The sequence below is a fragment of the Brevibacterium siliguriense genome, from assembly GCF_900105315.1.
GTDB lineage: Bacteria > Actinomycetota > Actinomycetes > Actinomycetales > Brevibacteriaceae > Brevibacterium > Brevibacterium siliguriense.
Map to the genome: position 1 here is coordinate 3,734,814 of NZ_LT629766.1, position 25,971 is coordinate 3,760,784.

21 protein-coding genes, 3 tRNA genes and 1 pseudogene are annotated in these 25,971 nt (G+C 65.2%); 13 read left to right on the top strand and 12 right to left on the bottom strand.

All coding sequences use genetic code 11. The features are described from left to right. The first annotated feature begins 40 nt into the window (after positions 1 to 40). Positions 41 to 1,672: an amidohydrolase gene (locus BLU88_RS16795; protein ID WP_092016508.1), complete on the top strand. Its 1,632-nt coding sequence runs from the start codon at positions 41 to 43 to the stop codon at positions 1,670 to 1,672. 46 nt (positions 1,673 to 1,718) lie between these two features. Here the strand turns inward: BLU88_RS16795 and BLU88_RS16800 are convergent, their stop codons facing one another. Continuing rightward, entirely contained in the window at positions 1,719 to 2,795 is a 1,077-nt protein-coding gene (locus BLU88_RS16800; protein WP_092010052.1) for an IS110 family RNA-guided transposase, read from the bottom strand. A 345-nt stretch (positions 2,796 to 3,140) separates the two neighbouring features. Next, the gene (locus BLU88_RS16805; protein WP_092016511.1) at positions 3,141 to 4,505 is read right to left on the bottom strand and encodes an aspartate aminotransferase family protein; all 1,365 of its coding nucleotides are present in this window, start codon (positions 4,503 to 4,505) and stop codon (positions 3,141 to 3,143) included. An 88-nt stretch (positions 4,506 to 4,593) separates the two neighbouring features. On the opposite strand from BLU88_RS16805, the gene BLU88_RS16810 reads away from it, so the two are divergent. Beyond that, positions 4,594 to 5,205, top strand: coding sequence for a YigZ family protein (locus tag BLU88_RS16810; protein ID WP_092016514.1), 612 nt, complete (start codon positions 4,594 to 4,596; stop codon positions 5,203 to 5,205). 35 nt (positions 5,206 to 5,240) lie between these two features. Here BLU88_RS16810 and ybaK read toward each other — a convergent pair whose 3' ends face one another. Both ybaK and BLU88_RS16820 read right to left on the bottom strand, forming a co-directional pair. Then, on the bottom strand, positions 5,241 to 5,741 hold the full coding sequence (gene ybaK, locus BLU88_RS16815) for a Cys-tRNA(Pro) deacylase (RefSeq protein ID WP_092016517.1): 501 nt from the start codon (positions 5,739 to 5,741) through the stop codon (positions 5,241 to 5,243). Positions 5,742 to 5,948: 207 nt separating this feature from the next. Next, positions 5,949 to 6,296 carry a metallopeptidase family protein gene (locus BLU88_RS16820; RefSeq protein ID WP_092016520.1) on the bottom strand — a complete coding sequence of 116 codons (348 nt, stop codon included), beginning with the start codon at positions 6,294 to 6,296 and terminating at the stop codon, positions 5,949 to 5,951. Positions 6,297 to 6,458: 162 nt separating this feature from the next. Here BLU88_RS16820 and BLU88_RS16825 point away from each other — a divergent pair. The 7 genes from BLU88_RS16825 (at position 6,459) to BLU88_RS16855 (ending at position 11,518) form a co-directional block, all read left to right on the top strand. Further along, positions 6,459 to 6,531: transfer RNA gene (locus BLU88_RS16825), tRNA-Glu, on the top strand. Positions 6,532 to 6,568: 37 nt separating this feature from the next. Beyond that, positions 6,569 to 6,642 (top strand) — tRNA-Asp (locus BLU88_RS16830). 70 nt (positions 6,643 to 6,712) lie between these two features. After that, positions 6,713 to 6,788, top strand: a tRNA-Phe gene (locus BLU88_RS16835). A 151-nt stretch (positions 6,789 to 6,939) separates the two neighbouring features. Further along, positions 6,940 to 8,889 (top strand): acetate--CoA ligase, encoded by a 1,950-nt coding sequence (acs, locus tag BLU88_RS16840; RefSeq protein WP_092016523.1) that lies wholly within the window; start codon positions 6,940 to 6,942, stop codon positions 8,887 to 8,889. A gap of 148 nt (positions 8,890 to 9,037) precedes the next feature. Beyond that, positions 9,038 to 9,907, top strand: coding sequence for an SDR family oxidoreductase (locus tag BLU88_RS16845; protein WP_092016527.1), 870 nt, complete (start codon positions 9,038 to 9,040; stop codon positions 9,905 to 9,907). 59 nt (positions 9,908 to 9,966) lie between these two features. Further along, complete coding sequence (locus BLU88_RS16850; protein ID WP_157689179.1) at positions 9,967 to 10,950, top strand: patatin-like phospholipase family protein; 984 nt, start codon at positions 9,967 to 9,969, stop codon at positions 10,948 to 10,950. Positions 10,951 to 11,026: 76 nt separating this feature from the next. Next, positions 11,027 to 11,518, top strand: a complete 492-nt coding sequence (locus BLU88_RS16855) for a hypothetical protein (RefSeq protein WP_092016532.1) — start codon at positions 11,027 to 11,029, stop codon at positions 11,516 to 11,518. Positions 11,519 to 11,754: 236 nt separating this feature from the next. Here the strand turns inward: BLU88_RS16855 and BLU88_RS16860 are convergent, their stop codons facing one another. Continuing rightward, complete coding sequence (locus BLU88_RS16860; RefSeq protein WP_157689181.1) at positions 11,755 to 12,450, bottom strand: isocitrate lyase/PEP mutase family protein; 696 nt, start codon at positions 12,448 to 12,450, stop codon at positions 11,755 to 11,757. A gap of 105 nt (positions 12,451 to 12,555) precedes the next feature. Here BLU88_RS16860 and mgtE point away from each other — a divergent pair, with 105 nt between their 5' ends. Beyond that, positions 12,556 to 13,923, top strand: a complete 1,368-nt coding sequence (gene mgtE / locus BLU88_RS16865; protein WP_092016538.1) for a magnesium transporter — start codon at positions 12,556 to 12,558, stop codon at positions 13,921 to 13,923. 6 nt (positions 13,924 to 13,929) lie between these two features. Here mgtE and BLU88_RS16870 read toward each other — a convergent pair whose 3' ends face one another. Next, positions 13,930 to 15,717, bottom strand: coding sequence for an ABC transporter ATP-binding protein (locus BLU88_RS16870; protein WP_092016540.1), 1,788 nt, complete (start codon positions 15,715 to 15,717; stop codon positions 13,930 to 13,932). Positions 15,718 to 15,956: 239 nt separating this feature from the next. Then, positions 15,957 to 17,426: pseudogene (locus BLU88_RS16875) on the bottom strand (ABC transporter transmembrane domain-containing protein); the annotation flags it as partial. Between the two features lie 88 nt (positions 17,427 to 17,514). Between BLU88_RS16875 and BLU88_RS16880 the strand changes: the two are divergent. Beyond that, the gene (locus BLU88_RS16880) at positions 17,515 to 18,399 is read left to right on the top strand and encodes an oxidoreductase (RefSeq protein WP_092016545.1); all 885 of its coding nucleotides are present in this window, start codon (positions 17,515 to 17,517) and stop codon (positions 18,397 to 18,399) included. A 22-nt stretch (positions 18,400 to 18,421) separates the two neighbouring features. Here BLU88_RS16880 and BLU88_RS16885 read toward each other — a convergent pair whose 3' ends face one another. Then, complete coding sequence (locus BLU88_RS16885) at positions 18,422 to 19,609, bottom strand: acyl-CoA dehydrogenase family protein (RefSeq protein ID WP_092017613.1); 1,188 nt, start codon at positions 19,607 to 19,609, stop codon at positions 18,422 to 18,424. 125 nt (positions 19,610 to 19,734) lie between these two features. On the opposite strand from BLU88_RS16885, the gene BLU88_RS16890 reads away from it, so the two are divergent. Beyond that, a complete protein-coding gene (locus BLU88_RS16890) occupies positions 19,735 to 20,631 on the top strand; it encodes a LysR family transcriptional regulator (protein WP_092016547.1) in 897 nt (298 codons plus the stop codon). Between the two features lie 56 nt (positions 20,632 to 20,687). Here BLU88_RS16890 and BLU88_RS16895 read toward each other — a convergent pair whose 3' ends face one another. Next, positions 20,688 to 21,554: an IS3 family transposase gene (locus BLU88_RS16895; protein WP_231939705.1), complete on the bottom strand. Its 867-nt coding sequence runs from the start codon at positions 21,552 to 21,554 to the stop codon at positions 20,688 to 20,690. An 8-nt stretch (positions 21,555 to 21,562) separates the two neighbouring features. Continuing rightward, entirely contained in the window at positions 21,563 to 22,132 is a 570-nt protein-coding gene (locus tag BLU88_RS16900) for a helix-turn-helix domain-containing protein (protein WP_092009028.1), read from the bottom strand. A 133-nt stretch (positions 22,133 to 22,265) separates the two neighbouring features. Between BLU88_RS16900 and BLU88_RS16905 the strand changes: the two genes are divergently transcribed. Further along, the gene (locus BLU88_RS16905; protein ID WP_231939479.1) at positions 22,266 to 22,919 is read left to right on the top strand and encodes a class I SAM-dependent methyltransferase; all 654 of its coding nucleotides are present in this window, start codon (positions 22,266 to 22,268) and stop codon (positions 22,917 to 22,919) included. A gap of 51 nt (positions 22,920 to 22,970) precedes the next feature. Here the strand turns inward: BLU88_RS16905 and BLU88_RS16910 are convergent, their stop codons facing one another. Next, the gene (locus BLU88_RS16910; RefSeq protein WP_092016553.1) at positions 22,971 to 24,401 is read right to left on the bottom strand and encodes an aldehyde dehydrogenase family protein; all 1,431 of its coding nucleotides are present in this window, start codon (positions 24,399 to 24,401) and stop codon (positions 22,971 to 22,973) included. A 76-nt stretch (positions 24,402 to 24,477) separates the two neighbouring features. Then, positions 24,478 to 25,869 (bottom strand): APC family permease, encoded by a 1,392-nt coding sequence (locus BLU88_RS16915; RefSeq protein ID WP_231939743.1) that lies wholly within the window; start codon positions 25,867 to 25,869, stop codon positions 24,478 to 24,480. Between the last annotated feature and the right edge of the window lie 102 nt (positions 25,870 to 25,971).

Sequence of the window (25,971 nt, forward strand, 5' to 3'; positions counted from 1 at the left end):
GGTGGAGCGGACACCGCGCGAATCTGACTAAGGTGGCCGTATGAGAATCGACGCGATCTTCACCGACCTCGACGCATATACGCTTGATCCGACGCGACCGCGAGCGCAGAAGATCGGGGTGTGGGGCAACCGGATCATCGGCTTCGACGATGAACTCGACGGCATCGACGCCGACCGGGTCGAGTCTTTGGGCGGGGCGACGGTGCTGCCGGGCTTCAACGACGTCCACTGCCACACGACGTGGTTCGGTCTCACCCTGGCCTCGGTCGATGTCACGGCGCTGCCCGGCGGTCTGCCCGATGTGTATGCGGCGCTCGAGAAGGCCGCGGCGACGACTCCGTCCGGGGAATGGATCGAAGCCACGGGGTACGCCCACCGTGACTATGACGGTCAGTATCCCGACCTGGCCCGTCTCGACGAGATCACCGGGGACCGGCCCCTGTTCATGCGGCAGACGTCCGGTCACGCCGCGATCGCCAACACCGAGGCGATGCGCCGGGCCGGGATCCTGGAGCCCGATTTCGAAGAACCCGTCGGCGGCAAGGTCGTGCGTGATGCGGCCGGGCACCCGACGGGTCTGATCGAAGAGACCGCGCAGACGCTGGTCCAGGACCTCATCCGTCCGTATTCGCTCGACACCGTCGTCGACGCCCTCGATCTGGCGACAGCCTATTATGCGAAGGAGGGCATCACGTCCTTCGGAGAATGCGGAATCGCCTACGGCTGGATCGGGCACTCCCCCATCGAGATCAGCGGCTATCTGCGGGCCCGGGAGGAAGGCAAGCTGCGGGCGCGGGCTCAGCTCATGCCGCAGGCCGACGGTCTGCATCCGATCGCGGCGAACTCCGCCGACGGTTTCGGCATCGGTTTGGATGCGGGACTGCGCACCGGTCTCGGAGATGACCTCATCTCGATCGGACCCGTGAAGTTCTTCATGGACGGGGCGCTGTCCGGTGAGACGGCAGCGCTGCGGGAGAACTATGCGGGCAAGGACCATCCCGGCTATCTGCAGGATGACGCCGAGGTGCTGCGTCAGCAGATCCTCGACACCTATGCCTCCGGCTGGTCGTTGGCCGTGCATGCCATCGGTGATGCCGCCGTGGATGCTGCGATCGCCAACATCGTCGAGGCGCAGAAGCGCTATGGCCGCCGGGCAGTGCCGAACCGGATCGAGCATGCCGCGTTGGTCCATGATGAGCATCTGGCGACGCTGGCCGAACACGGAATCGTCGTCACCCCGCAGGCGGCGTTCGCCGACGGCATAGGCGACGGGATGAACGCTTCGCTCGGCCCGGCCCGCCGGCACCTCATCTACAGGGCGAAGTCGTTCGTCGATGCAGGTGTGCCGATGGCCGGCAGCTCGGACCGTCCGTGCGCCGACGGCAATGTGCTGCGCGGAATCGAAGCCTTCGTCACCCGCAGGACCCGGGGCGGGGATGTCATGGGTTCGGCCGCCGAATCCTTGAGCGTCGATGAGGCGATCGCCGCCTATACGATCGAGGCGGCGAAGGCTTCGGGCCAGGGCGCGGACAAGGGGACGCTGAGCCGAGGCAAGCTCGCCGACTTCGTCGCCTTGGAGACCCACCCGCGGAACGTGGACGCGTCGAAGATCGCGCAGATCCCGGTCAAGGCCACGGTCTTGGGCGGTAACTACACCCACCAGACGCCCTAATTACTACCTGACGGCGGCCCAGCTACCTCGATCCTTCTATGTCTTGTCAAGCGGGTTGAGGAACGGTATCGAGCGCGTTGAGGATCTTGTAGACCCGGCGCGCTAGATACCGTTTGAGGTTGCGCTTGATCTCCCTCTTGGATTTCTTCGTCGGTTCTTCACCGTAGTGGCGGGCCACGTAGTTCCTGGTCCGTTCGTCATGGACCATTCGGTTCATGACCACTGTGTGTAGGGCCCGGTTCAACTGCCGATCCCCGCCCCGGTTCAACCGGTGCCGGCGCGTGTTGCCCGACGACGCAGGTATCGGGTTCACTCCCGCCAGAGCTGCGAACGCGGCCTCGTTCCGCACCCGCCCCGGGTGGGACCACGCGGTGAAGCACACAGCGGCGCTGAATGGGCCGATCCCGGGCTCATCCAGCAAGGGTGCGGCCGGACTAGCTTCAACAAGCTCGGTGAGCCTGTCATGGTTGGTCTGCAGATCATCGTTCAAAACGAGGACGCGTTTGGCCAGACGGATCGCTTCTTCCCGGGCGGTGGACAAGTCGACGTCTTCGTTGCGGGTCCGCCATTTCGCGATCTCGTCGACCTGGTCACTGGTCAATGACTTGCGGGCATCGATGCCCAGATCGATGGTGCGCACCAGAGCTGTCAGGGAGTTGATCATCCGAGTCCGTTCCGTGGTCATCGCGTCCCGGGCTGCCAGCAGGACACGCAGCGCCTGCCGGACACCTTCACCGTGACGCGGCCACCGCAGTTGATCGGCGTCGAGAGGCAATACAGATGCCGCGATCCGGCGGGAATCAAGCTCGTCGCTCTTACCGACACCGTGGCGGGCTTTGGCATCCATACGCCCGGCTTCGACTACCGGATACCCGGCTGCGGCGATGTGTCCGGTCAGCACCGCACCGTACGAGGCAGCACCTTCAACGACCCAGAGGGTGTCGAGGTCACCGCTGGTGCGCCTGCCGGCCCAGGTGAGGGCTCGTTTGATTCCTGCTGACGTGGTGGGGAAGGAACGGGTTTCGACGAGAATTCCAGTGTTGGTGACGATGGAATACACGTGGTTTCTGGCGTGTGTATCAACACCGATGAAGAAACTGTATAAGTGCGCGACAATAGACATAGCGGTTCGAAGCTCCCTGTTTGACCGATGGGTTGCGTGGCCGCTTGCGGCCGGTACCGGTCCGGGTTAGAGATCACTTCGGAACAACACTGTGATGAGTCACACCCCTGGATTTTCGGGGGTGGACAGCCTTCTGATCAAGTTACCGATGTGGGCCGAGCTGGTGCCGGCCGCACCATCCATGTGATCGGACAAATCGAGGGCAAGACACCACGGTGTGGGTCAGCGCGAGGTGGAGTCACGATCACTGGACGGAGAGGCCAACACCTACTCTGCCAGCCAGTCCCAGACCAGCCACTGTCAATACTCACAGCGCGAGGTATCTGAGCCGCCGTCAGGTAGTAACTACCGGGGGAAGTCGAGGTCGGTGAGGACCTTCTCGAAGACTCCGAGGCCGCGCTCGAGGTCCTCTTCGCTGATGTTGATCGGCGGGACAACGTGCAGCCGGTGGTAGTTGTTGAACGGGATGACGCCGTGTTCCTTCAGCGCCGCCACCACCGAGGCCACCTCGGGTGAGCCGCCGCCGTACGGAGCCAGCGGCTCCTTGGACTCCTTGTCCCAGACGAGTTCGATCGCCCAGAACGCTCCGGTGCCGCGGACCTCGCCGACATGCTTCGAGTTCTCCGCGATCTGCCGCAGACGGGGGCCGATGATGTTCTCCCCGATGCGCGCAGCGTGCTCGACCATACCCTCCTCGGCCATCGCGTTGATCGTCGCGACCGCGGCCGCGCACGCCAGCGGATGACCGGAATAGGTCAGTCCGCCGGGGTAGACGCGTTCGGCGAAAGTCTCGAAGATCGCGTCATTGATGACGACCCCGCCCAGCGGCACGTACCCGGAGTTCACGCCCTTGGCGAAGGTGACGAGGTCGGGGACGATGTCGAAGTGTTCGAAGGCGAACCACTTGCCCGACCGTCCGAATCCGGCCATCACCTCATCGGCGATGAGCACGATCCCGAACTCATCGCACAGCGCCCGCACACCCTGCATGTACTCGGGCGAGGGCACCATGATTCCGGCCGTGCCTGGGATGGATTCCAGGATGATCGCTGCGATCGTCGCCGGTCCCTCGAGTTCGATGGTCCGCCGCAGGTGCTGCAGTGCGCGCTCGGTCTCCTCGGCTTCGGTGTCGGCGTGGAACTCCGAGCGGTAGAGGAAGGGTCCGAAGAAGTGGACGATGCCCGACTCCCCGGTCTCGTTCTCCCACCGGCGCGGGTCACCGGTGACGTTGACAGCGGTCTGGGTTCCGCCATGGTAGGACCGGTAGCGCGAGAGCACCTTCGTCCGACCGGTGTGCAGTCGGGCCATGCGGATGGCATGTTCGTTCGCGTCCGCGCCGCCGTTGGTGAAGAACACGTGATCCAGCCCAGCCGGGGTGCGGTCGGTGATGAGCCGAGCGGCCTCGGAGCGGGCGGTGTTGACGGTGGCCGGGCTGATCGTGCACAGCACATCGGCCTGGTCCTTGATCGCCTGCACGACAGCCGGGTGCTGGTGGCCGATGTTCGTATTCACCAGCTGCGAGGAGAAGTCGAGGAACTCCCGACCCTCACCGTCGATGACCGTCGATCCCTGAGCGCGGGCGACGGTCGGTGGGTCGATGAGGCGCTGTGCCGACCACGAATGGAAGACGTGCGCGCGGTCGAGTTCACGGGCTCGGGCGGATTCGTCCCTGAGCGCTGCGAAGTCGCCGTCGTCGAATTGGTGCACCATTGTCACTCTTTCGCTGAAGTACCGGGGATGAGCACGGAATCCGCGCCCGTGGGCTCATCGTAGAACACATTCGACTACAGTGACGACCATGTCTTACCGGACCATCGTCAGCCCCGTCGAGGCCGAGATCGAGATCAAGAGATCCCGCTTCCTCACCCGCCTCTCCCCCGCCGCAGATGAGGCCGAGGCTCGGGCCGTCATCGCCGAGGCGCGCGCCGAGCATCCGAAGGCCCGCCACCATTGTTCGGCCTTCGTCCTCGACACCGATTCGCGCACTCAGCGCTTCAGCGATGACGGGGAACCGGCTGGAACTGCGGGCGCTCCGATCCTCGATGTCGTCACCGGCCATGATCTGACCTTCGTCGTCGCCGTCGTCACCCGGTATTTCGGCGGGACTCTGCTGGGAGCGGGAGGACTCGTGCGCGCCTATGGTCAGGCCACCTCGGCGGCGGTGGATGAGGCCCGGATCATCACCCGCCGTGAACGCGTCCCGGTGTCCGCGCACGTCGACTATGCCCAGGCCAATGCCCTGGAGCGGGCGGCCGGGAACCGGGGGTGGACGACGCGAGCCGACTACGGCGGTGAGGTCGGACTCGACGTCCTGGTTCCCCTGGCCGAGGTAACCGATGCCGTGGCGATGTACGCCGACCTCACCGCCGGTCGGGCAGCGCCCGAGGTCGGCGAGGTCGAATGGGTGTGAGGAACTGAATCGACGCTCAGATCGGCGAGGACCGATCAGTCGAGCGCGGCGATCTTCGCAACCTGCGCGTTCGTGAGCATGACGAGATCCTCGGGGCGGATCTCGATCTCGAGACCGCGACGGCCGGCCGAGACGAATACGGCGGAATGCTCGAGCGCGGTGCGGTCGACGACGACCGGCACGGCATGGCGCTGCCCGAACGGAGAGACTCCTCCGACGGGGTAGCCGGTGCGGCGTTCGGTCTCGGCGACGCCCGACAGCTGGGCTTTCTTCGCTCCGCGCGCGGAGGCCAGGGCCTTGAGGTCGAGCTGACCGGAGACGGGCACGAGCGCGGTCACGGGCGTCCCGTCGACCTGGATCATCAGGGTTTTGAACACCTGATCGGAGCTGACTCCGAGCTTGTCGGCAGCCTCCGAGCCGTAGCGGCGAGTAGCCGGGTCGTGATCGAAGCTGCGCAGGCTGTAATCGATGCCAGCCAGGTTGAGCACTCGCACGGCCGGGGTCGCCGCGCTGGAAGTCTTGGATGCAACTGTCATAAGGGGGTAGTGCCTCCTGCCCGCAGGTCAACGGGGCCAGGAGGCGCAGTGTTCACGACTCCGTGTCCCCGCATCGATACGGACGGAACGTTGTATCGGTGCTGATAGGTACCCGCCCACAATAGGCGAATGGGGCTTGTCGACGCCAATCCCCAAGACCTCAAATGACTCCCCGGTAATCCTGTCAGCCCCGTCGGTCGAGGATGTTCAGCCCCACCCGAGTTCGTGGAGTCGATCGTCATCGAGACCATAGAAGTGTGCGATCTCGTGGACGATGGTGATGACGATCTCCTCGCGCAGATGGTCCCGGTCCTCTGCGAAGTCGATGAGGTTGTCGCGGTAGATGAAGATGTTGTCGGGCATCTCGTACCCGGCGATCCCCCGCTCCCCGATCGGCGTGCCGTCGTAGAGGCCGAGCAGGTGCCGGTCGCCGCCCTCGGGCCGGTCCTCGACGAACAGGGCGACATTGTCCAGCTGCTCGGTCACGCCCGCGGGCAGCAGATCAAGGGCTTCTTCGAGGATCGCATCGAACTCCTCATCGCTCAGGGCCTCCATGCCTCCCACTCTAGCGCCCCCCTCGCCGAGGCGGCGCGGAGAAACGTCTAAAACCACCGTTTTCATCGTGTGACCGAGGACACCCCTTTTCGTTTTGCATTCCGCGAATCGGGTGGGATAAGCTTAACGTCGTTGCCCACGGGGAATCCGAGGACAACCTGGGCCCCCATCGTCTAGAGGCCTAGGACACCGCCCTTTCACGGCGGCGACACGGGTTCGAATCCCGTTGGGGGTACGGTGTAAGATCGTAAGGTCTTCCATCACAACAGCAAGGCCCTGTGGCGCAGTTGGTTAGCGCGCCGCCCTGTCACGGCGGAGGTCGCGGGTTCGAGTCCCGTCAGGGTCGCGGAGCATAAGGCTCTTCTTCGGAAGAGCCTTTGTTTCTCTCGGCATACTTATCGGTGTGTCGGCGGCTCGGCTCTGTAGCTCAGTTGGTAGAGCGTTCGACTGAAAATCGAAAGGTCACCGGATCGACGCCGGTCGGAGCCACCACCCGGAAGCCCCGCTCCCCAGTCCAGGACTGGGAAGCGGGGCTTCTTCGCGCCTGCGGACACCTCTTGAAATCCGCACCGACTGGAGTAGGTTGAAGAGGAGTTCGATGACCCGCCCACGTCGTGGTGGCGCAGGGTGAAAGGAGAGCACGATGACGAACAATCCGACGATTCAGGAACTCAGCCACGAGGACAGGGCCTTCCCTCCCCCAGCGGACTTCGCGGCCGCCGCGAACGCGAAAGCCGATGAGTACGACAAGGCCGCGGCCGACCGCATCGGCTACTGGGAGGAACAGGCGAAGCGGATCACCTGGGACACCCCTTTCGACTCGGTCCTCGACTGGTCGGACAAGCCTTTCGCGAAGTGGTTCACAGGAGGCAGACTCAACGCCGCCTACAACTGCGTGGACCGCCACGTCGAGAACGGGCTCGGCGATCGCGTCGCCTACTACTTCGAAGGCGAATCCGGAGACACCCGCACCATCACGTACTCCGACCTCCTGCGCGAGGTCTCGAAGACCGCGAATGCACTCACCGAACTCGGTGTGAAGACGGATGATCGGGTTGCCATCTATATGCCGATGATCCCCGAGACAGTGTTCGCGATGCTCGCCTGCGCCCGCCTCGGCGCCCCGCACACCGTCATCTTCGGCGGCTTCTCCGCCTCGGCGATCGCTGACCGCGTCAAGGACTGTGGAGTCGAGTTCGTCATCACCGCGGACGGCGGCTACCGCAAGGGCAAGCCATCGGGCCTCAAATCCGTCGTCGACGAGGCCATGGAGGACTGCCCCGAGGTGCGCAACGTCCTCGTCGTGCGCCGCACCGGCCAGGACGTGGCCTGGAACGACGATCGCGATCTGTGGTGGCACGAGGTCGTCGAACGGCAGCCGGAGACCCACACCCCGGAGGCCTTCGACTCCGAACATCCGCTCTACATCATGTACTCCTCGGGCACGACCGGAAAGCCCAAGGGCATCATGCACACCACGGGCGGCTACCTCATCGGCGCCTCCTTCACCCACTGGGCGGTCTTCGACATCAAACCCGAGACGGACGTCTACTGGACGGCCGCAGACATCGGCTGGGTGACCGGCCATTCGTACATCGTCTACGGTCCGCTGGCCAATGGAGCCACCTCGGTGCTCTATGAAGGCACCCCGGACACACCACACCGGGGACGGTGGTGGGAGATCGTGCAGAAGTACAAGGTCTCCATCCTCTACTGCGCGCCAACGGCCATCCGGTCATTCATGAAATGGGGCCGCGACATCCCCGCACAGTTCGACCTGTCGAGTCTGCGTCTGCTCGGCAGCGTCGGCGAACCGATCAATCCGGAAGCGTGGATGTGGTACCGCGAGCACATCGGCGGGAATCGCTGCCCCGTCGTCGACACCTGGTGGCAGACGGAGAACGGCAGCATCCTCATCAGCCCTCTGCCGGGCGTGACCGAGACAAAGCCGGGCTCGGCGATGCGCCCGCTGCCCGGCATCATCGCCGACGTCTACGACGATGAGGGCAATTCCGTCGAACCCGGAAACGGCGGCTACCTCGTCATCAAGGAGCCGTGGCCGTCGATGCTGCGCACCCTGTGGGGCGATGAGGAACGGTTCAAGAAGACCTACTGGTCGCAATATCCGGACGTGTACTTCGCCGGGGACGGAGCGAAGATCGACCGCGACGGCGACTTCTGGGTCCTCGGACGCGTCGACGACGTGCTCAACGTCTCCGGTCACCGGATGTCGACCGCAGAGATCGAGTCCGCCCTCGTCGCGCATCCGAAGGTCGCCGAGGCGGCCGTGGTCGGGGCTGCTGATGAGATGACAGGGCAGGCGATCGAGGCCTTCGTCATCCTCCGCGAGAGCGCGAACGACGGAGGGGACGATGTCGTGGGTGAGCTGCGAGGTCATGTGCGATCCTCGATCGGACCGATCGCAACTCCCCGTTCGATCATGATCGTGCCCGATCTGCCGAAGACCCGGTCGGGCAAGATCATGCGACGACTGCTCAAGGACGTGGCCGAGAATCGCGAGGTCGGCGATGTCACAACCCTGGCGGACTCCTCGGTGATGGACCTCATCCAGAAAGGCATGAAGGAGAGCTGAGCGCCTCGTCGACGAGCGAACTTCGAATCCGCCCTTGCGTGAGCCATGACACACTGATGTACTGTTGAGTAACATCTCGTGGCGATCCGCAAGGGCGGATTCTGCTCGAGAGGGACAGCACTGATACCTACTGCAAGGACGCATAGACATGACGCGTGGAACGAAGATCGCCGGAAGCCGCATCCTCATCACGGGAGCCGGAAGCGGAATCGGCAGGCTCATGGCCCTCGATTCAGCGGCTCGCGGCGCCTCCGAGGTCATCATCTGGGACCTCTCGGACGAACGTGGGGACGCAGTACGCGCCGAGGTGGAGGCCGCCGGGACCGCGGCCAGATCCTTCACCATCAACGTCGGAGATGCCGACCAGGTCTCCGCCACCGCCGAGGAGACCGGACCGATCGACGTTCTCATCAACTGCGCCGGGATCGTCTCCGGCAAGAAGCTTCTCGACATGGAGGAGGCGGCGGTTCGTCGTCTCTACGACGTCAACACCTTCGCCCTGTACTGGACGACCCAGGCATTCCTGCCCGGAATGATCGAGCGTGATCGCGGTTCAGTGGTTACCATCGCCAGCGCGGCCGGTCTGACCGGAGTCGCTCGACAGACCGACTACTCCGCGAGCAAATGGGCGGCGGTGGGCTTCACTGAATCGCTGCGCGGAGAGCTGCGCGCCGACGGCAGCCGAGTCAATACGCTCGCCGTCTGCCCCTTCTACATCAACACCGGCATGTTCAAGGGTGTGCAGACGAAGTTCCCGCGCCTGCTCCCGATCCTCGAAGAGACCGACGTGGCCACACGCGTCCTCGATTCCGTCGAATCCGGTCGCGAGCAGCTGGTCATGCCCTCGCTCGTCCGGCTGGTCCCAGGTGCCCGTCTCCTGCCGACCCGCGCGTTCGACAAAGTCATGGACTTCCTCGGAGTCAACCAGACGATGGACCACTTCACCGGTCGGACCGGTCCGAACCAGAAGCACAGGTCACCGGAAGGAGACGTTCCGGCCACCGTCGCACGTCACTGAGCGGCGCATCCTCGGCGCTGGTCCACAATGGGATCAGAATGAAAGAGGAAGGAGACGCCATGGCGATGACCGATCTCGTTCTCGAGGGCGGTGGGGCGAAGCTGCCGGGGCTTGTCGGCGCGGTCGAGGCTCTCGTCGACGGCGGCTATCACTTCCACCGAATCGCCGGCACCTCGGCCGGGGCCATCGTCGGTGCGCTGACCGCGGCGGGGATCTCAGCATCGAGCCTGCGGCAGCAGGTCCTCGAGCAGGACTTCACCGAGTTCGAGGACCTGCCACCAGCCTTCCGCCTCTTCCCCTGGCTGGGGCGATTACAAGGACTGCTGCTGCACAAGGGGATGTATGTAGGGCAGGCGCTTCACGACTTCCTCGCCTCGGCGTTGGCCGATCACGGAGTGCGCACGTGGGGTGACCTCAAGCTCCACGATCCTGGCAGTGCGATCCCGCCCGAGCGGTCGTATCGGCTCGTCGTCATCGTCTCCGATGTTTCCCGCGGTCGTATGCTCCGCCTGCCCTGGGACTACGAAGGTGCCCTCGGTGTCGATGCGGACAGTCAGTCCGTCGCCGAGGCGGTGTGCGCCTCGGCGGCCAGTCCGTTCTTCTTCCGGCCGCGCGGTCTGCCCGCCCGGCCGGACGTGGCCGGCGGCGACTCCGTCCTCGGTGCCGACGGCGGACTGCTGTCGAACTTTCCCGTCGACGTCTTCGACCGCAAGGACGCGAAACCTGCTCGCTGGCCGACCTTCGGTGTCATGCTCTCGGCCCGGCAGACTGCGGCTGCGGAATGGCAGCCGAATGCGACGACCTTCCAATACGCGAAGTCGCTGCTGACCACCATGCTCAACGCCCACGACCGCAGACACATCGACGATCCCTCGGTGACCGAACGGACTGTGTTCGTCGACACGACCGGCCACAGCAGCACGAACTTCGCACTGACGACTGCCGACAAGCTCGACCTCGTCTCGGCGGGTCGAAGTGCCGGGGAGAAGTTTCTGACCGATTGGGACTGGACACGGTGGAAGGAGCACTTCGATCGGAAGTGAGTGCGCACCCATAGCCTGCAGACCGACGACGTGCAAGAATGAGGGCCCGAGATCGACGACGAGCGAAGGAGAGATCATGAGCGAGTTCGATTCGGAAGGGGCAGACCGGCTGGAAGACGACCCCATCCTCGGGGACCCCGAACTCGGCGAGCCGACGGGAGACGAACTGGACGATCCCGAGCTCGCGGCTGCTGAAGCCGAGGCCGAACAAGTCGACCTCGATTCCAGCATCGACGACGAGCCCGCCGACGCTCCCGTCGAACCCGGCGCCGAAGGGCCGGAGGGCACCGGGATCGAAGGTGCCGACGATGCTCTCGTCGACGACGCCGGTTGGGAGGACGAGAATGAAGCTCCCGGACTCTCTGACGAGTTCAACACCGATCAGTCGCCTGCAGCCGAACAGGGAAATCGCGTCGGCGACGAGATGGTCTCCGACGATGAGGACGAATTCGAAGTCGCTGAGCTCGATGGGGACGATCTCAATGTCGATGCCCTGGCCGAGGACGGGACCGAAGAGGTCTCGGTGATCGATGGAATGCCCGAGGTCATCGACGACTCGCATCAGTAGGACTGAGCTTCACCCCGTTCGTTTGCGGCAGGCTCCCATGTGTTAGGGCTGAGGGGAAAGGAGACGCAAATGCCACCCGGATCCCCGCGTCGCCGATCGACGTCCACCGCGAGCACGAACTTCGAACTCCCCCCCCCCCCCCACGTCGGCACAGGTCGCCCCGTCCACCGCCTCCCTCATTGTCGGGGCTGCCTTCGACGCGGTCTTCGGCGAGGATCTGCAGTGAACGCCGCGCCTCAGACATCGCCGCGCGGTAGAGCAGCGATCCGATGCTGATCCGCCCCACTCCCGCCTCGGCGAGACTGGACAGCGAATTCCGCGGACTGGCCAGCAACATTCACCGCAACTCGGCTGTGGCCGGTGATCGTCTCGATCGTCTCGAGATCGAGTCCGCCGGGGACGAAGAGGCCGTCGGCACCCGCATCGACATAGGCGTCGATGCGGCAGATCACCTCGCCGAAGTTGTCGCCCCCGACCCAGAAAGTATCGATCCGTGCGTTGACGAACAGTTCAGGGAACGCGTCTTTGAGCGCGCTGGCCTTCGCAGCCAGAGCGGCCGGGTCGTGCATCTGGCCTTGGCGCGGGTCCTGGATGTTGATGCCGTCGACTATGAGCCCGGCGGCTGAATCGGCGGCGAAGGTCTCACGTACGACTGCCACGACGGATTCGGGATCGTCACCATAGCCGTCTTCGAAATCGCAGGTCAGCGGCAGGTCCGGCAGCGTGCGTCGCAGGGCTGTGACCAGGCTCGCGGTTGCGGTGAGGGTTTCCCGGTCCTCATCGGCGGCACCGATGGGTGCGGCGACGCCCAGATTCGTCGTTCCGGTGGCCGGGTGTCCCGCCTCAGCGAATAACTGCGCACTGGCCACGTCCCAGGCGCACGGCAGGATGAACGGGTCGCCGGGGACGTGGAGCTTGCGAAAGGATGTCATGGCTCCATCGTTGGACGGAGTCGTTTGGGTGCTGGCCGAATTGTCGCCTCGTGGCATGGCCTAGGCTTGATTGCGGAAGTTTCCGTCCGAGGTGAGGGGGCATGCGTGGCCGATACGACAGAGGGCACCGAGGCGGCCGACCGACTCGAATCCGCACTCACCAGCAGAATCGATCCCGGTACTCTCGACGAGATCGCCGGCCTCGCCCGGCAGGTTCCGCGCGCCGAGATCGCCCGCCTTGTCCACACCTCGACCCCGCTGCAGTCGGCGATGCTCTTCCGAGTCCTGACGAAGGAGGAGGCTCTCGACGTATTCGAGGATCTGCCTCCGGCCTATCAGGCCGAGCTCATCGGCAATCTCCGCGAACCTGAAGTCGCCGATATCGTCGAGGGCCTCGACCCCGATGACCGTGCCGAACTCTTCGGCGAGCTGCCCGCGAGTGTGGCCAGTCGCCTCATGAAGGGACTGACGCCGGACGAGCGGTCGATGACGTCTGCGGTGCTCGGCTACCCGAAGTCCGCGATCGGTCGATACATGTCTCCGGAGGTCCTCGGCATCCACGAGGATTGGACGGCTGCCCAGGCGATGGAGGTCGTCCGCGCCCGCATCGACGGCCCCGAGACCGTCTATCTGCTGCCCGTCGTCGGTCCCGGCCGGGTGCTGCGGGGAGTGGTGTCGCTGCGCAACCTCCTCGCCGCCGACGAGGATACGGTCATCGAGGACATGGTGCGTGACTCACTGAGCACTCATGCGCTGACCGACCGTGAGGAAGCCTCGCGTGAATTCCTCTCCCACCGGCTCATCGCGATGCCCGTGACCGACCAGGAGGAGCGGCTCGTCGGCATCCTCACCATGGACGACGTCCTCGACATCGTCGATGAGGAGGACGCGGAGGACCTCGCCCGCGGGTCCGGTACGGAGCCGCTGGATCGGTCCTACCTGTGGTCGACCATCATCCATCTGGTCAAGAGCCGTATCGTGTGGCTGCTCGTCCTCGCCGTGTCCGCGATCCTCACCGTCCAGGTCCTCGAGGTCTATGAGGACCGGCTCGATCAGGTTGTCATCCTCGCCCTCTTCATTCCGCTGCTCACCGGCACGGGAGGCAACACCGGCAATCAGGCGGCCACGACCGTCACCCGCGCCCTGGCCGTCGGTGAGGTGCGCGTCCGCGACCTCGGGCGAGTGATCTGGAGAGAGCTGCGTGTGGGCGCGGTGCTCGGCTCCGTGCTCGGCGCTTTGGGTTTCGTCATCGCCGGACTCGTCTACGGTTGGGCGATCGGCCTGGTCATCGGATTGACGCTTCTGTCGGTGTGCATAATGGCCGCGACGGTGGGCGGTCTGATGCCGATCATCGCGAAGAAGGTCGGGGCGGATCCGGCGGTGTTCTCCAACCCGTTCATCTCCACATTCTGCGATGCCACGGGCCTCATCATCTATTTCACGATCGCCACGACGGTGCTCGGCCTGAGCTGATCGGGTTCAGCCTGACCAGGCTTCCCACAGTTTTGCGTAGCGGCCGCCGGCACGGACGAGTTCGGCATGGGCGCCTTCTTCGACGACGCGTCCGTGTTCCATCACGAGGATCCGGTCGGCTTTCTCGGCTTGGCTCAGCCGGTGCGCGACGATGAGCGCGCCGCGGCCGTTAAGAGCCGCCTCGGCGGAGGCTTCGAGGACATGGGCTCCCGCCGATCCCGCCTCTGCGGTGGCCTCGTCGAGGATTGCGAAGTCCGGGTCAGCGAGGACGAGGCGGGCGAGCGCGATCGTCTGCTCCTGGACCGCGGTCAGGCGAACTCCGCCCTCCCCGATCAGCGTGTCGATGCCGTTCGGCAGAGAGGTCGCCCACCCAGCGCCGACCACGTCCAACGCGTTGCGCACGTCCTCGGCGGTCGCGTCCGGACGCGGCAGGGCGACGTTGTCCCACAGACTGCCGGAGAAAGTGTGGACCTCCTGCGCAACCATGGCGATATGCCGGCGCAGCACTGATTCGTCCATCGCTCCCACGTCCACCCCGTTCGCCGAGGCGGCCCCGCCCTCCGTGAGACGCGCCCATCCGTGACCGGGCGCTGACAACCCCGCGGCGATCTTCGCCAACGTCGACTTCCCGGCACCGGTGGTGCCGACGACGGCGATGTGCTCACCAGGTGCGATGTTCAGGTTCACCCCGCGCAGCACGTGATTGTCCGTGTCCGGGTCGATGTCGTAGGAGAACCACAGGTTCTCGAGCACGAGGCTCGGTGCGGCGGGCGCTGTCTGGGTCGATCGGCTCGGCGCGGTGGCCGCTTCGTCGATGACTCCGACCATGCGGGTCAGGGAGGCGCCGGCTGACTGGACCTGGTCGAAGAGTGCGACGAGGGCGCCGATGGGGTTGAAGAGGCGGTGAAATACCAGGGCGGCGGTGGTCACTGCTCCGGCGGTGGACTCGCCGAACCAGACGAGGACGAAACCGGCGGCCAGCAGCAGTGAGAGCACGACCGCCTCGGCGCGGTTGTTGCGTCCGAAGGCGCGGGTGACGAACCGGAAGACGTCGATCGACAGGTCGCGAGCGTGGGCGGACGCGGAGTCGATGCGTCGCATCTCGCCTGCCTCGGCGCGATAGGCGCGCAGGGTCGCGCTACCTGTGAGGCCGCCGAGGAGCCGGCCGGCACGCCGGCCGAAGGCCGCGCGTTCCTCTTTGTAGATGGGTTCTGATCTGGGCAGGTACCAGCGCAGGGTGAGCCAATACATCGGAATGGCGACGAGTCCGACCAGGCCGAGGCGCCAATCGATGGCGGCCAGGCCGAAGGCGGAGACCACGACGACGAGGAGGGATTCGACGACGAGCGGCAGCACTTGGCCGGCGGCCTCGCCGATCTTGCGGGAGTCATCGGCGACGCGGGAGACGAGGTCGCCGGTGCCTGTGCGCTCGATCCGCTGTGACTCGAGTGTCAGGGCGGAGCCGACGACCTCCGTGCGCAGTTCGGCGACGACGGGCATCGCGATGCGGGCGAGCGCCCAGGCGCCGATCCACGTGCCGGCGGCCATCACGATGCCGGCGACCGCGACGGCGATGGCACACGTCCACACGAGTTCGGGGCCGGCGCCGGCGGGGAGTTCGTCGACGAGGCGGCCGATCGCCCACGGCCCGACGAGGCCGGCCCCGGCGTTGGCCAATCCCGCGAGGACGAGGAGGACGATCCAGCCGGCTCGCCGGCGCAGCAGCGGGGCCAGATGGGCGAAGGAACGACGTCGCGAGGCGATCGTCAGGGTGGTCTGCGTCGGTGCCGTCATCGGGTCACCGCATCTCTGTATGCTCCGGCGCTGTCGGTGTCGGCCTCGAGGAGGTCGGCATGACGGCCGATGAGCAGCGGACCGGTGGTCGGGCGATAGACGACGGTGTCCGCGGCGGCGAGGAAAGCCGGTGAGGAGGTGAGGATGATCGTGGCCCGTTCTCTTCTCCTGCGGCGCAGTCGGCTGAGTCCCTGAGCGATCGTCGCTTCGGTGACGGCGTCGACGGCGGTGGTGGGTTCGGCGAGGACGAGGATCTCAGGATCGATGTTCAGGGCACGAGCCAATGCGACGCGCTGCCGCTGACCGCCGGAGAGGTTCCCGCCGAGTTCCTGGATCCGGTAGTCGAGACCACCGTCGACGAGGTCGAGCAGTTCCGCTGCTCCCGAGGCGGTGAGCACCTCGGCCGAGATCGGCGGATGGCCGGCTCCGTCTGGTCGGCCGTCTGTGTCTGGTCGCTCGTCGGCGACGACCATCGTGATGTTCGATCCGATGGTGCCTTCGAACAGGTCGACGTGGTGGGGTGCGACGAGCATCCGAGCGGGGCCTAGGCTGCGGGCATGAGAGGTCAGCGCCGCCAGCAGCACGGCGGCATCCTCGGCGTGCTCGGCGACTATGCAGGTCAGCGAGCCGCCGGCGGTGGTGAGTTCGTCTGCCTTCGTCGGCCATCCGGTGATGGTGATTCCGGATTCGGCGGTCGAAACTGTCGGGCGGTTGTCGGCGGCATCACGGGTGGTGGGGGCCGCCTCGGCGAGCGTGGTGAGCAGTCGAGCAATGCGTTCGGCGGCGCCGTGGGATTGGGCGAAGAGACCGACGATCTCGGCGAGTGCGCGCATCGGTTCGGTGAGGAAGGCGGTCATGCCGAGGATGCCGATGAGGGCACCGACGCTCATCTGCCCGTCGATGAGGCGCAGGCCTGCGACGATGAGGACGATCGCCAGCACCGCAGACATGACGAGCGCCCCGAGACCGGCCAGGCGTCCGGTCCTCTCACCTGTGGCGATGCCGGCGAAGGCGGCCGCATCGGAGGTCGCGCGGTAACGACGCACCGCCCACGGCTCCCCTCCCATCGCCTTGATCACACGCAGTCCGTGCATGAGGTCGGAGGCCGAGCGCCCCGCCGAGGCGACGGCTTCGAGCTGCGCCGCCGCCCGCGCCGAGACGGACCGTCCGGGCAAGGCGACGATGATCAGACCGATGGGGACGGCGACGAGGACGACGAGCCCAGTCACGGGGTCGGCGATGAGGAGGAAGACCGCTGCGGTGATCATGCCCAGCACCGAGGCGATTCCGCGTCCGGCCTGTTGGAAGGACGCGGCGGCGGTATCGGCGTCAGCGGAAGCGATGGACAAGATCTCTCCCGAGGTGCGGTCGGCCGGCAGGTTCGGGGCGGTCAGCGCTGCGTGAGAGATCTCGACGCGCAGCGCGTGGGCTTCGTGCTCACGGGCGGCATTGCACAGACGAGCGCCGAATCGGTAGCCGACGACGCTGAGCACGGTGAAGAGGACACCGAGGCCGATGACCGAGACGATGAGCGCCGGGACCGACAGCGGGATGATCGCCCGGTCGACGATGATGCCGATCGCCACCGGCACGAGTGCTTCGCAGACCTGCCAGATCGACAGTGCACCCGATCCACCGAGCAGCGGACGGATGCGCCGACGGGCGGCTCGGCGCAGCAATTGCGCACCGGTTTCAGGGATCTTCGGCACGAAGGCTACCCTAACAAATTCGGCCAGGCGGCGATCCGCCGTTCTGCCTGGACATCTGACTGCCAGGGCAGATATCTAGGATGAGCACATGACTGCTCCGATCGGCTTCGGCATCCCAGACCTGACCGGGCGCACGGCTCTCATCACCGGCGCGAACAGCGGACTCGGCCGGGTCGCTGCCCGGGTTCTGGCGGGCAGGGGCGCTCATGTCGTCTTGGCCGTGCGCAATCGCGCGAAGGGCGAAGCCGCCGCCAAGACGATGCCCGGCAGCACCGAGGTGCGCGACCTCGACCTCGCCGACCTGTCCTCGGTCCGCGACTTCGCGGCAGGCTTCACCGAACCGGTCGATCTCCTCATCAACAATGCCGGGATCATGATCCCGCCCCTGTACAGGACCGTCGACGGGTTCGAATCGCAGTTCGGGACGAACCACCTCGGCCATTTCGCGCTGACGAATCTGCTGCTCCCGCAGGTGCGTGAGCGCGTCGTCACCGTCGCCTCCATCGCCCACCGTTTCGGCACGATCGATTTCGACGATCTCCAGTGGGAGCGCCGAGGGTATCGGCCGATGGCCGCCTATGGTCAGTCGAAGCTGGCGAACCTGCTCTTCGTCTCCGAACTCCAGCGCCGGCTGTCCGAGCGGTCATCCTCGGTGATCGCGACGGCCGCCCACCCGGGGTTGGCGGCGACGAACCTCTTCGGCTCCAGCGATGACGGTTCCTTCGACACCCGAGTCAGCCGTGCGTTCACCCGCGTGGTCGCGCAGAGCGAGCAGGATGGGGCACGGCCGACGCTGTGCGCCGCCGTCGCCGATCTGCCCGGGGGCAGCTATGTCGGTCCGACCGGTCCGTTCGAGATCCGAGGAAAACCGGGATTCGCGTCCCGGTCGTCGAAATCCACCGACACCGAGGTGGCCCGTCGCCTGTGGGCCGTGTCCGAAGAGCTGACAGGTGTCGGATTAGCGGAGGTGTGAGGGGCGCTGCCCTTGTTTCGGATCAGCGGAATGCCTGCTGGCCGGTGATGTAGCGACCGAGGATGAGGGTGTGGACCTCGTCGGTGCCTTCGTAGGTGCGCACGGACTCGAGGTTGTTCGCGTGCCGCAGCGGTGAGTATTCGAGGGTGATGCCGTTGCCGCCGAGCATCGTCCGGGCCTCGCGGCAGATGGCGATGGCTTCGCGGCAGTTGTTGAGTTTGCCGACAGAGATCTGAACGGGTTCGAGTGTGCCGGCGTCCTTGAGCCGTCCGGTCCGGATGGCCAGGAGAGTGCCCTTCTGGATCTCGAGGGCCATGTTCACCAGCTTCTCCTGAGTGATCTGGTAAGCGGTGAGCGGCTTGTCGAACTGGAGGCGGTTCTGGGCGTAGTCGAGTGCCGCTTCGAAGGAGTCGCGGGCCGCGCCCATGGCGCCCCACATGATTCCGTACCGGGCCTCGTTGAGGCAGGAGAACGGCCCCTTCAGTCCCGTGACATCCGGCAGGACCGCCTCGGCGGGCAATTCCACGTTCGTCAGGTCGATATCGCACTGGATGGACGCGCGCATCGACAGCTTCTGCGTGATCGGGGTGGCGGTGAAACCGGGGGTGTCGGTGGGCACGAGGAAGCCGCGGATGCCGTCGTCGGTGGCGGCCCAGATGACCGCGATATCGGCTATCGAGGCCAGGCCGATCCATCGCTTGGCGCCGTTGAGCGTCCAGGACCCGTCGGCGTTACGTGTTGCGGTGGTGGCCATCGAGGCGGGGTCGGATCCGGCGGTGGGCTCGGTCAGTCCGAAGCAGCCGATGATCTCGCCCTTGGCCATTCCGGGCAGGTAGCGGTTCTTCTGCTCCTCGGAGCCGAATTTGTGGATGGCCGACATCGCCAGCGATCCCTGGACGGAGACGAATGTGCGCAGTCCCGAATCGCCGGCTTCGAGTTCGAGTGCCGCGAGTCCGTATTCGACGGCGGAGCGTCCCGGGCAGCCGTACCCCTGCAGGTGCATGCCGAGGAGGCCGAGCTCACCCATCTCACGCACGATCTCGGTCGGGAAGATCGCGCCTTCGTACCAGTCGGCGATGTTCGGGCGGATCCGCTCGTCGACGAATTCTCTCACTCGCGCACGCAGGGCCAGCTCGTCGTCGGTGAGAAGTCCGGCGAGGTCGAGCAGGTCGGAGGGGTCGAAGGTGGTGTCTGTGGTGGTTGCGGTCATGGGGTGGGTCTCCTTGGGCATCGGTTTCGCCTTCCACAGTGCCATCGGAATTACTCAGAGTCCAAGAGGTAATATCGAGGTGATTAAGCATAGATTCTTATCAATCCGGGCGGTGGGGGTACGGAATGGAATTCAGGCAGGTCACGGCGTTCCTCGCCGTCGCCGAGGAACTGCATTTCGGGCGGGCCGCGGAGCGTCTGCACATCGCGCAGCCCGCGCTCAGCCAGATGATCCGCGCGCTCGAGAAGGACCTCGACGTCGACCTGTTCGAGCGGACGACGCGGCGGGTCCGGCTGACTCCGGCGGGCGAGGCGCTCGTCGAACCTGCCGCGGCCATCGGGACCCAGGTGGACGGCGCCCGGCGCATCGCGCGCTCCGCGCAGCAGGGTTTGGCGGGCCGGGTGCGCATCGGATTCGGCGGCACCAGCGGCTACTCCATCCTGTCGCGGCTGGCTCGCGAGGTCGGTCAGCGGCACCCGGGCATCAGCCTCGACCTGCAGCCGCAGATGTACTGCGGAGAGGCCGCGATCGCTCTGCGCGACGGGGAGATGGATCTTGCGATCATCAGCCCGCCGGTGCCGGCCGGAGTCGAGGTCCACGTCATCCGGCAGGAGAGCGTCATGATCGCCATGCCCTCAGAACACGAGCTGGCCGAACGTGAGTCGGTCAGCATGAGCGAGCTCGCCGGTCAGCCGTTCATCTCCTATGCACCGTCGCACGGATCGCAGGTCAGAGAGGTGATGATGCGGCTGGCCGATGACGTCGGCTTCCTCCCGCAGGTCGTCCAGGAGGCACCGGATCCCTACAGTCTTCTGGCGCTCGTCGGCGCGCAGGTCGGCCTGGCCGTCGTCGTCGAGTCCTCGGATCACATCCGCATCGACGGGGTGCGCTATGTTCGCCTCGTCGAGGGCGGGGATTCCTTCACACTCGCCCTCGGCTGGCGCCGGAACAATCCGTCCGAGGCGCTGGCCCGGGTCCTCGACATCATCCGCACCGATTTCCCCTCCCCAATTACTACCTGACGGCGGCGCAGCAACCTGGCGCTGGAGTGGTCCCCAATAGTTGGACTGCTGTGGGGTCAGCATAGAGCGGTTACGGCCTCTGTGGCATTGGCGGTCTTGGTCCGATACTCCATCGGAGCAAGACCGCCAAGTCGTGTCGAGATCCTCTCAAAGTTATACCAGTGAATGTACTCATCGATCGCGGTCTTGAGGTCCTCGACAGTGTCGAACTTCTGCAGATAGAACATTTCAGACTTCAATTGCCCGAAGAAGTTCTCCGCGACCGCGTTATCCCAACAATTTCCCTTCCGCGACATCGACGGGCGTGCACCATACTCGGCCAAGATCGCCGCCCACGACACGTGCTGGTACTGAAACCCCTGGTCCGTGTGCACCAACGGTGCCTGACCCGGCCGAAGCCCCTGGCATGCCCTGATCAGTGACTCGTTCGTCAACGCCGTGTTCGGTGACGTCGACATCGAGTACGACACCACACTGGTATCGAAGAGATCAATGACCGGTGACAGATACAGTTTCTGATCCGCCACAGCGAATTCCGTGACGTCAGAGACCCATTTCTCATTCGGTTCCTCAGCAGTGAAGTCCCGGTTGAGGACATTGCCAGCCACACGGCCGACCGTGCCGCGGTGGGAGTTGTACCGCTTCCGGCGCACCTTGGTCTTGATCCCCATGTCCTGCATCAACCGCAGCACGGTCTTCTTCGCAATCGACAGGCCCTCTTTGACCAAGACAGTCATAATCTTGCGGTGCCCGTAGCGTTCGTTGCTGTCGGTGAAGATCTCCCGGATCCGGGCCCTCACCTGCACATACGGGTCAGGTCTCTGACCGAAGCGTTTCTGGTGATAGAAAAACGTCGACCGCGCCAACCCCGCAATGCTCAGCAGCAGTGACAGTGGGTAGTCCGCCTTGAGACTGGCAACAATGCGTGCTTTTACAGCTGCCCGTTCTGCCTCAAGGCCTTCAGTTTTTTTAAGTACGCGTTCTCCGCTTCCGCCCGCAGCAGCCGGTCTTGTAACTGCCGGTACTCGGCCAGGCTGATGTCCTCGACCCGAGTCTTCTTCGCCATCACATCCGGCTTCGACGGTGCCGGGTCGGCATCCGGGTCCTGCCCGTGATCGATCGCGCGCATGCGAGCTGTTTTGCCCTTCCCCGATGCTTTGCGTGGGGTGAAAGCGTCCTCGCCCTTGTCTCGGTATTCCTTGACCCAGTCGAGGATCGGTCGCGATGATGCCAGGCCGAGTTCCTTGGCGAGTTCGACTTTGTGTTCACCGTCGAGGTATCGCTTCGCGGTCGCGATCTTCTGCTCTGCTGGTATGCGCCGGGGCTGGTGGGGTTCCATGACCGATATTGTTCCACGCACTAACCACCGGTCGTGGAGGAGTTTGAGTGTGGGTTTGTGGACGTCGAGCTTCGTGGCTGTCGCAGCGTATCCGTAGCCGTGGTCGAACAGTTCGATCGCGGCACGGGCTTGGACGTTGGTGATCAGACAGTCCTTGCGCATGGAGTAGTCCCTTCAAGTTGGTTTGTGTTGATCACAGTCCAACTTTCGGGGACCACTCCACGCCAGGTTGCTGCGCCGCCGTCAGGTGCCTGGGAGCGCGAAGTCGCGTCGGAATCGGTGAGAGACTGTGGTTGTGGCTCTTTCGCCTGACCTTTCTGACTACGCCGCAAAGATGCGCTGGCTGACGCATTCGGGTGTCGACCTCGAAGTCGCGGCTCGGTTCGTCGACATGCTGGCACCCCGCGAGGCGACCATCCTCGACATCGGCTGCGGCATCGGCAACACGGTCGCGGCGCTGCGCTCAGCCGGGCATCTGGCGTTCGGCATCGACCCGAACCCCGAAGTCCTGCAGGTGGCTAGCGAGCTCTTTGCCCCGACTTGGTTCCGGCAGCTATCGGCAGAAGAGCTACCGTCCGAAACGTTGGAGGGTCACCAGCTGCCGAAGACCTTCGATCTCATCCTCATGTCCGGCAACGTGCCCGCCTTTCTCACCGAGGCGGAGCTTTTGACCACGTTCGCAGCAGCCGACGAGCTCTTGAAAACAGGCGGCCGCCTAATCGTCGGAACGACTACTCATCGCCGAGGCGGCCCAGCCGATCTCGACCATTATGCGGCCCGCACATCGCTGAGACTCGAGCACCGTTACGCAGACTGGCACCTCGGCACTTTCGACGCCGACTCACCATGGTCGGTCAGCGTCTATTCAGCTCACGGGTCCCGCCGCACTACCGAGGGCCCCGACGGAATCCACGTACTACCGCCCCAGCTGACCCTCCCTGCTACCTGACGGCGGCTCAGCAACCTCGCGCGAGGTTGCTGAGCCGCCGTCAGGTAGTAATTACCAGGAGATGACTTGGGGGACGCTCACGTGTTTGAGTCCCTCGAGGCCGAATTCGAGGCCGAAGCCGGACTTCTTCACCCCGCCGAAGGGCACTCGGGGATCGACGGCACCGTGCTTGTTGATCCACGTAGTACCTGCCTCGAGTCGGGCAGCGACTTGTCGGCAGGCGTCGAGGTCAGTGCCCCACACCGAGGATCCGAGACCGACTTCGAGCTCATTGGCCCACTCCATGGCCTGATCGAGGTCGGTGTACTTGATGATCGGCAGCACCGGGCCGAACTGCTCCTCGGACACGAGCGGGTTGTCGTTGTCGATGTCGGCGACGAGGGTCGTCGGGTAGAAGTAGCCGGGCTGATCGGCGACGGGATCGCCGCCCAGGAGCACGCGTGCTCCCCCGTTCTTGGCTGCCTCGACGAGACGAGCGACGATGTCGTACTGCTGCTTGTTCTGCAACGGCCCCAGCACGTTCTCTTCTTCCAGCCCTACGCCCATCGGGGACTGTCCGGCCACCTCGACGAGGGCCTGGCAGACCTGATCGTAGAGCGATTCGGGGACGTAGAGCCGCTTCATCGCCGCACATGTCTGCCCGGTGTTGATGAACGCGCCCCAGAACAGATCTCCGGCGATCTGAGCCGGATCGGCATCGTCGAGGACGATGCCTGCATCGTTGCCCCCGAGTTCGAGCGTGATGCGGGCGAGGTTGTCCGCAGCGGTGCGCATGATCGCCTGCCCGGTCTTCGTCGAACCCGTGAACATGATCTTGTCGACGTCTTCGTGACTGGTCAATGCGGCGCCGACCGCCCCGTCACCGGGTACGACGGAAAGCACGCCAGTCGGCAGCACCTGATTGACCACGGCCACGAGCGCCTGCACGGACAGCGGTGTGTACTCCGAGGGCTTGAGGACGACGGTGTTTCCCATCTTCAGCGAGGGCGCGAACTGCCAGACGGAGATCATCATCGGCCAGTTCCAGGGCCCGACCGCACCGACGACGCCGACGGGCTTGTAATGGAGTTCAGCGTGGGTCTCATCGTCATCGACGAGGACCTCCGGTTCGAGTTCGAACGCGGCATTCGCACGCAGCCAGGCCGCGCACGCCCCGACCTCGAAACGAGCGTTGGGCCCGTTGAGGGGTTTGCCCTGTTCGCGGGAGAGCAGCTCGGCCAGAGCCTCGGCTGAGGCTTCGATCGCGTCGGCGGCCCTGCTCAGAAGGTCGCTGCGCTCCTGAGAGCTGCGCTCTGCCCAGACAGGTTGAGCCTTGCGTGCGGCCGACACAGCCGCGTCGATATCGGCGGGAGTCCCCTCGGCGGTGCGGCCGACGACTTCGCCGGTGGCGGGGTCGTGGATCTCGCGGCCGGAGGGGTCCGCGATCGCGGCCAGGATGGCAGCGGTGGTGCTGAGGTCGGTGACGGTGGTGTCCGTGGTCATGATGCTCCTTTAGTTGCGGGAATATGCGGCTTGTGATGGGCGGATCGGTTGATGGTCGGGGGCATGGTCCGGTCTCTCATCCCAGGCTTCCACCGGATCCGATCCCTGCATAGAGGCCCGGCGAGGACGAGCGGAGGACGACGGCCCAGATCGTACCGATGAGTCCGGGGACGAGAACGATGGCCGGCAGCAGCCAGGACAGGATCGTGGTGCCCTCTGCGCCGATGAGGACATTGAAGTTGATGACGATGGCGACGAAGAGAGCGAGGAGTCCGACTGCGGAGAGGCCGGGGGCGATGACTCTGGTCCACAGCGAGTACTCCCCCGTTTTCGTGCACAGGAATCCGACGACGGCGAGCGCGGTCAGCGCCATGAGCAGGACGAGTCCGAAGGCGCCCATGTTCGTCAGCCATGTGAAGAGCGTGACAACGGGGAACAGTGGGTCATCGCTGCCGGAGCCGACCACGGCGAAGATGACGATGATGACCAGTGCCAGCCCTGATTGGACGAGAGAACCTGCCACGGGTGCACCGGTGTGCCGGGAGGTCCTGGCCAGCGACTGCGGAAGGACCCGGTCTCGCCCGAGGGCGAAGACGTAGCGGGCGACGATGTTGTGGAAGGCGACGAGAGCGGCCAGCAGTGAGGTGAGGAACAGCAGGTTGCCGAGGTCGACGAACCACACTGGGGCGTGTGCGCCGAGGAAGACGAACATGAGGTCGGGCCCGAGTTCCTGGGACCGGCCGATGACCTTCGAGGCCCCTTCGCCGACCACCATCGCCCAGGCTGAGAACGCGTAGAAGATCGCGATGATGCTCACGGCGATGACGGTGGCCCGACCGGCAGTGCGACGAGGATCCTTGACCTCCTCGTTGTAGATGGCCCCGGATTCGAAGCCCATGAAGGCCGCGATCGAGAATGCCAGGGCCGCGCCGACTCCGGGAGCGAAGAGATGGTCGAACGCGAGCCCGTCGCCGGTGATGCCTTCGGGGCTGTGCGCGAGTCCGATGATGTCGAAGACGATGACGACGAGGAACTCCGCGCCGACGATGATGCCGAGCACTCTGGCGGAGAAGTCAACGCGCAGCACTCCCATGATGCCGACGATGACCCACGCGATGAGCGCACAGACCCACCAGGGCCAGGAGATGCCGAAGAGGGTGTCGAGGAAGGAGGAGAAGACGAAACCGAACATTCCGGCGATGCCGATCTGCATGGCGTTATAGGCGACGAGCGCGGTCATCGCCGCCCCCACTCCGGCAGGCTTGCCCAGCCCCTTCGAGATGTAGGCGAAGAAGGCGCCCGCATTGTGGACGTGGCGGCTCATCGCCGCATAGCCGATGGCGAAGAGGATGAGTACGGTCCCGAGGACGACGAACGACAGGGGAACCCCGACCAGGCCGGTCACGGCGAAGTTGCTGGGAACTCCGCCGGCGACGACGGTCAACGGCGCCGAGGCGGCGATGATCATGAAGACGAGCGCGGGGATTCCGATGCGGCGGGCATCGAGTGCAGCCGTGGCCGCCGGTGCGTGCCCGCCGTCCGTGGAGGACCGATCGGCGGCATTGCCGAT

Excerpts from the sequence above, each read along its gene's own strand:
- BLU88_RS16795 (WP_092016508.1), top strand. The coding sequence starts at position 41 with ATGAGAATCGACGCGATCTTCACCGACCTCGACGCATATACGCTTGAT.
- BLU88_RS16800 (WP_092010052.1), bottom strand. The coding sequence starts at position 2,795 with ATGTCTATTGTCGCGCACTTATACAGTTTCTTCATCGGTGTTGATACA.
- BLU88_RS16805 (WP_092016511.1), bottom strand. The coding sequence starts at position 4,505 with ATGGTGCACCAATTCGACGACGGCGACTTCGCAGCGCTCAGGGACGAA.
- BLU88_RS16810 (WP_092016514.1), top strand. The coding sequence starts at position 4,594 with ATGTCTTACCGGACCATCGTCAGCCCCGTCGAGGCCGAGATCGAGATC.
- ybaK (WP_092016517.1), bottom strand. The coding sequence starts at position 5,741 with ATGACAGTTGCATCCAAGACTTCCAGCGCGGCGACCCCGGCCGTGCGA.
- BLU88_RS16820 (WP_092016520.1), bottom strand. The coding sequence starts at position 6,296 with ATGGAGGCCCTGAGCGATGAGGAGTTCGATGCGATCCTCGAAGAAGCC.
- acs (WP_092016523.1), top strand. The coding sequence starts at position 6,940 with ATGACGAACAATCCGACGATTCAGGAACTCAGCCACGAGGACAGGGCC.
- BLU88_RS16845 (WP_092016527.1), top strand. The coding sequence starts at position 9,038 with ATGACGCGTGGAACGAAGATCGCCGGAAGCCGCATCCTCATCACGGGA.
- BLU88_RS16850 (WP_157689179.1), top strand. The coding sequence starts at position 9,967 with ATGGCGATGACCGATCTCGTTCTCGAGGGCGGTGGGGCGAAGCTGCCG.
- BLU88_RS16855 (WP_092016532.1), top strand. The coding sequence starts at position 11,027 with ATGAGCGAGTTCGATTCGGAAGGGGCAGACCGGCTGGAAGACGACCCC.
- BLU88_RS16860 (WP_157689181.1), bottom strand. The coding sequence starts at position 12,450 with ATGACATCCTTTCGCAAGCTCCACGTCCCCGGCGACCCGTTCATCCTG.
- BLU88_RS16870 (WP_092016540.1), bottom strand. The coding sequence starts at position 15,717 with ATGACGGCACCGACGCAGACCACCCTGACGATCGCCTCGCGACGTCGT.
- BLU88_RS16880 (WP_092016545.1), top strand. The coding sequence starts at position 17,515 with ATGACTGCTCCGATCGGCTTCGGCATCCCAGACCTGACCGGGCGCACG.
- BLU88_RS16885 (WP_092017613.1), bottom strand. The coding sequence starts at position 19,609 with ATGACCGCAACCACCACAGACACCACCTTCGACCCCTCCGACCTGCTC.
- BLU88_RS16890 (WP_092016547.1), top strand. The coding sequence starts at position 19,735 with ATGGAATTCAGGCAGGTCACGGCGTTCCTCGCCGTCGCCGAGGAACTG.
- BLU88_RS16900 (WP_092009028.1), bottom strand. The coding sequence starts at position 22,132 with ATGCGCAAGGACTGTCTGATCACCAACGTCCAAGCCCGTGCCGCGATC.
- BLU88_RS16910 (WP_092016553.1), bottom strand. The coding sequence starts at position 24,401 with ATGACCACGGACACCACCGTCACCGACCTCAGCACCACCGCTGCCATC.
- BLU88_RS16915 (WP_231939743.1), bottom strand. The coding sequence starts at position 25,869 with ATGATCATCGCCGCCTCGGCGCCGTTGACCGTCGTCGCCGGCGGAGTT.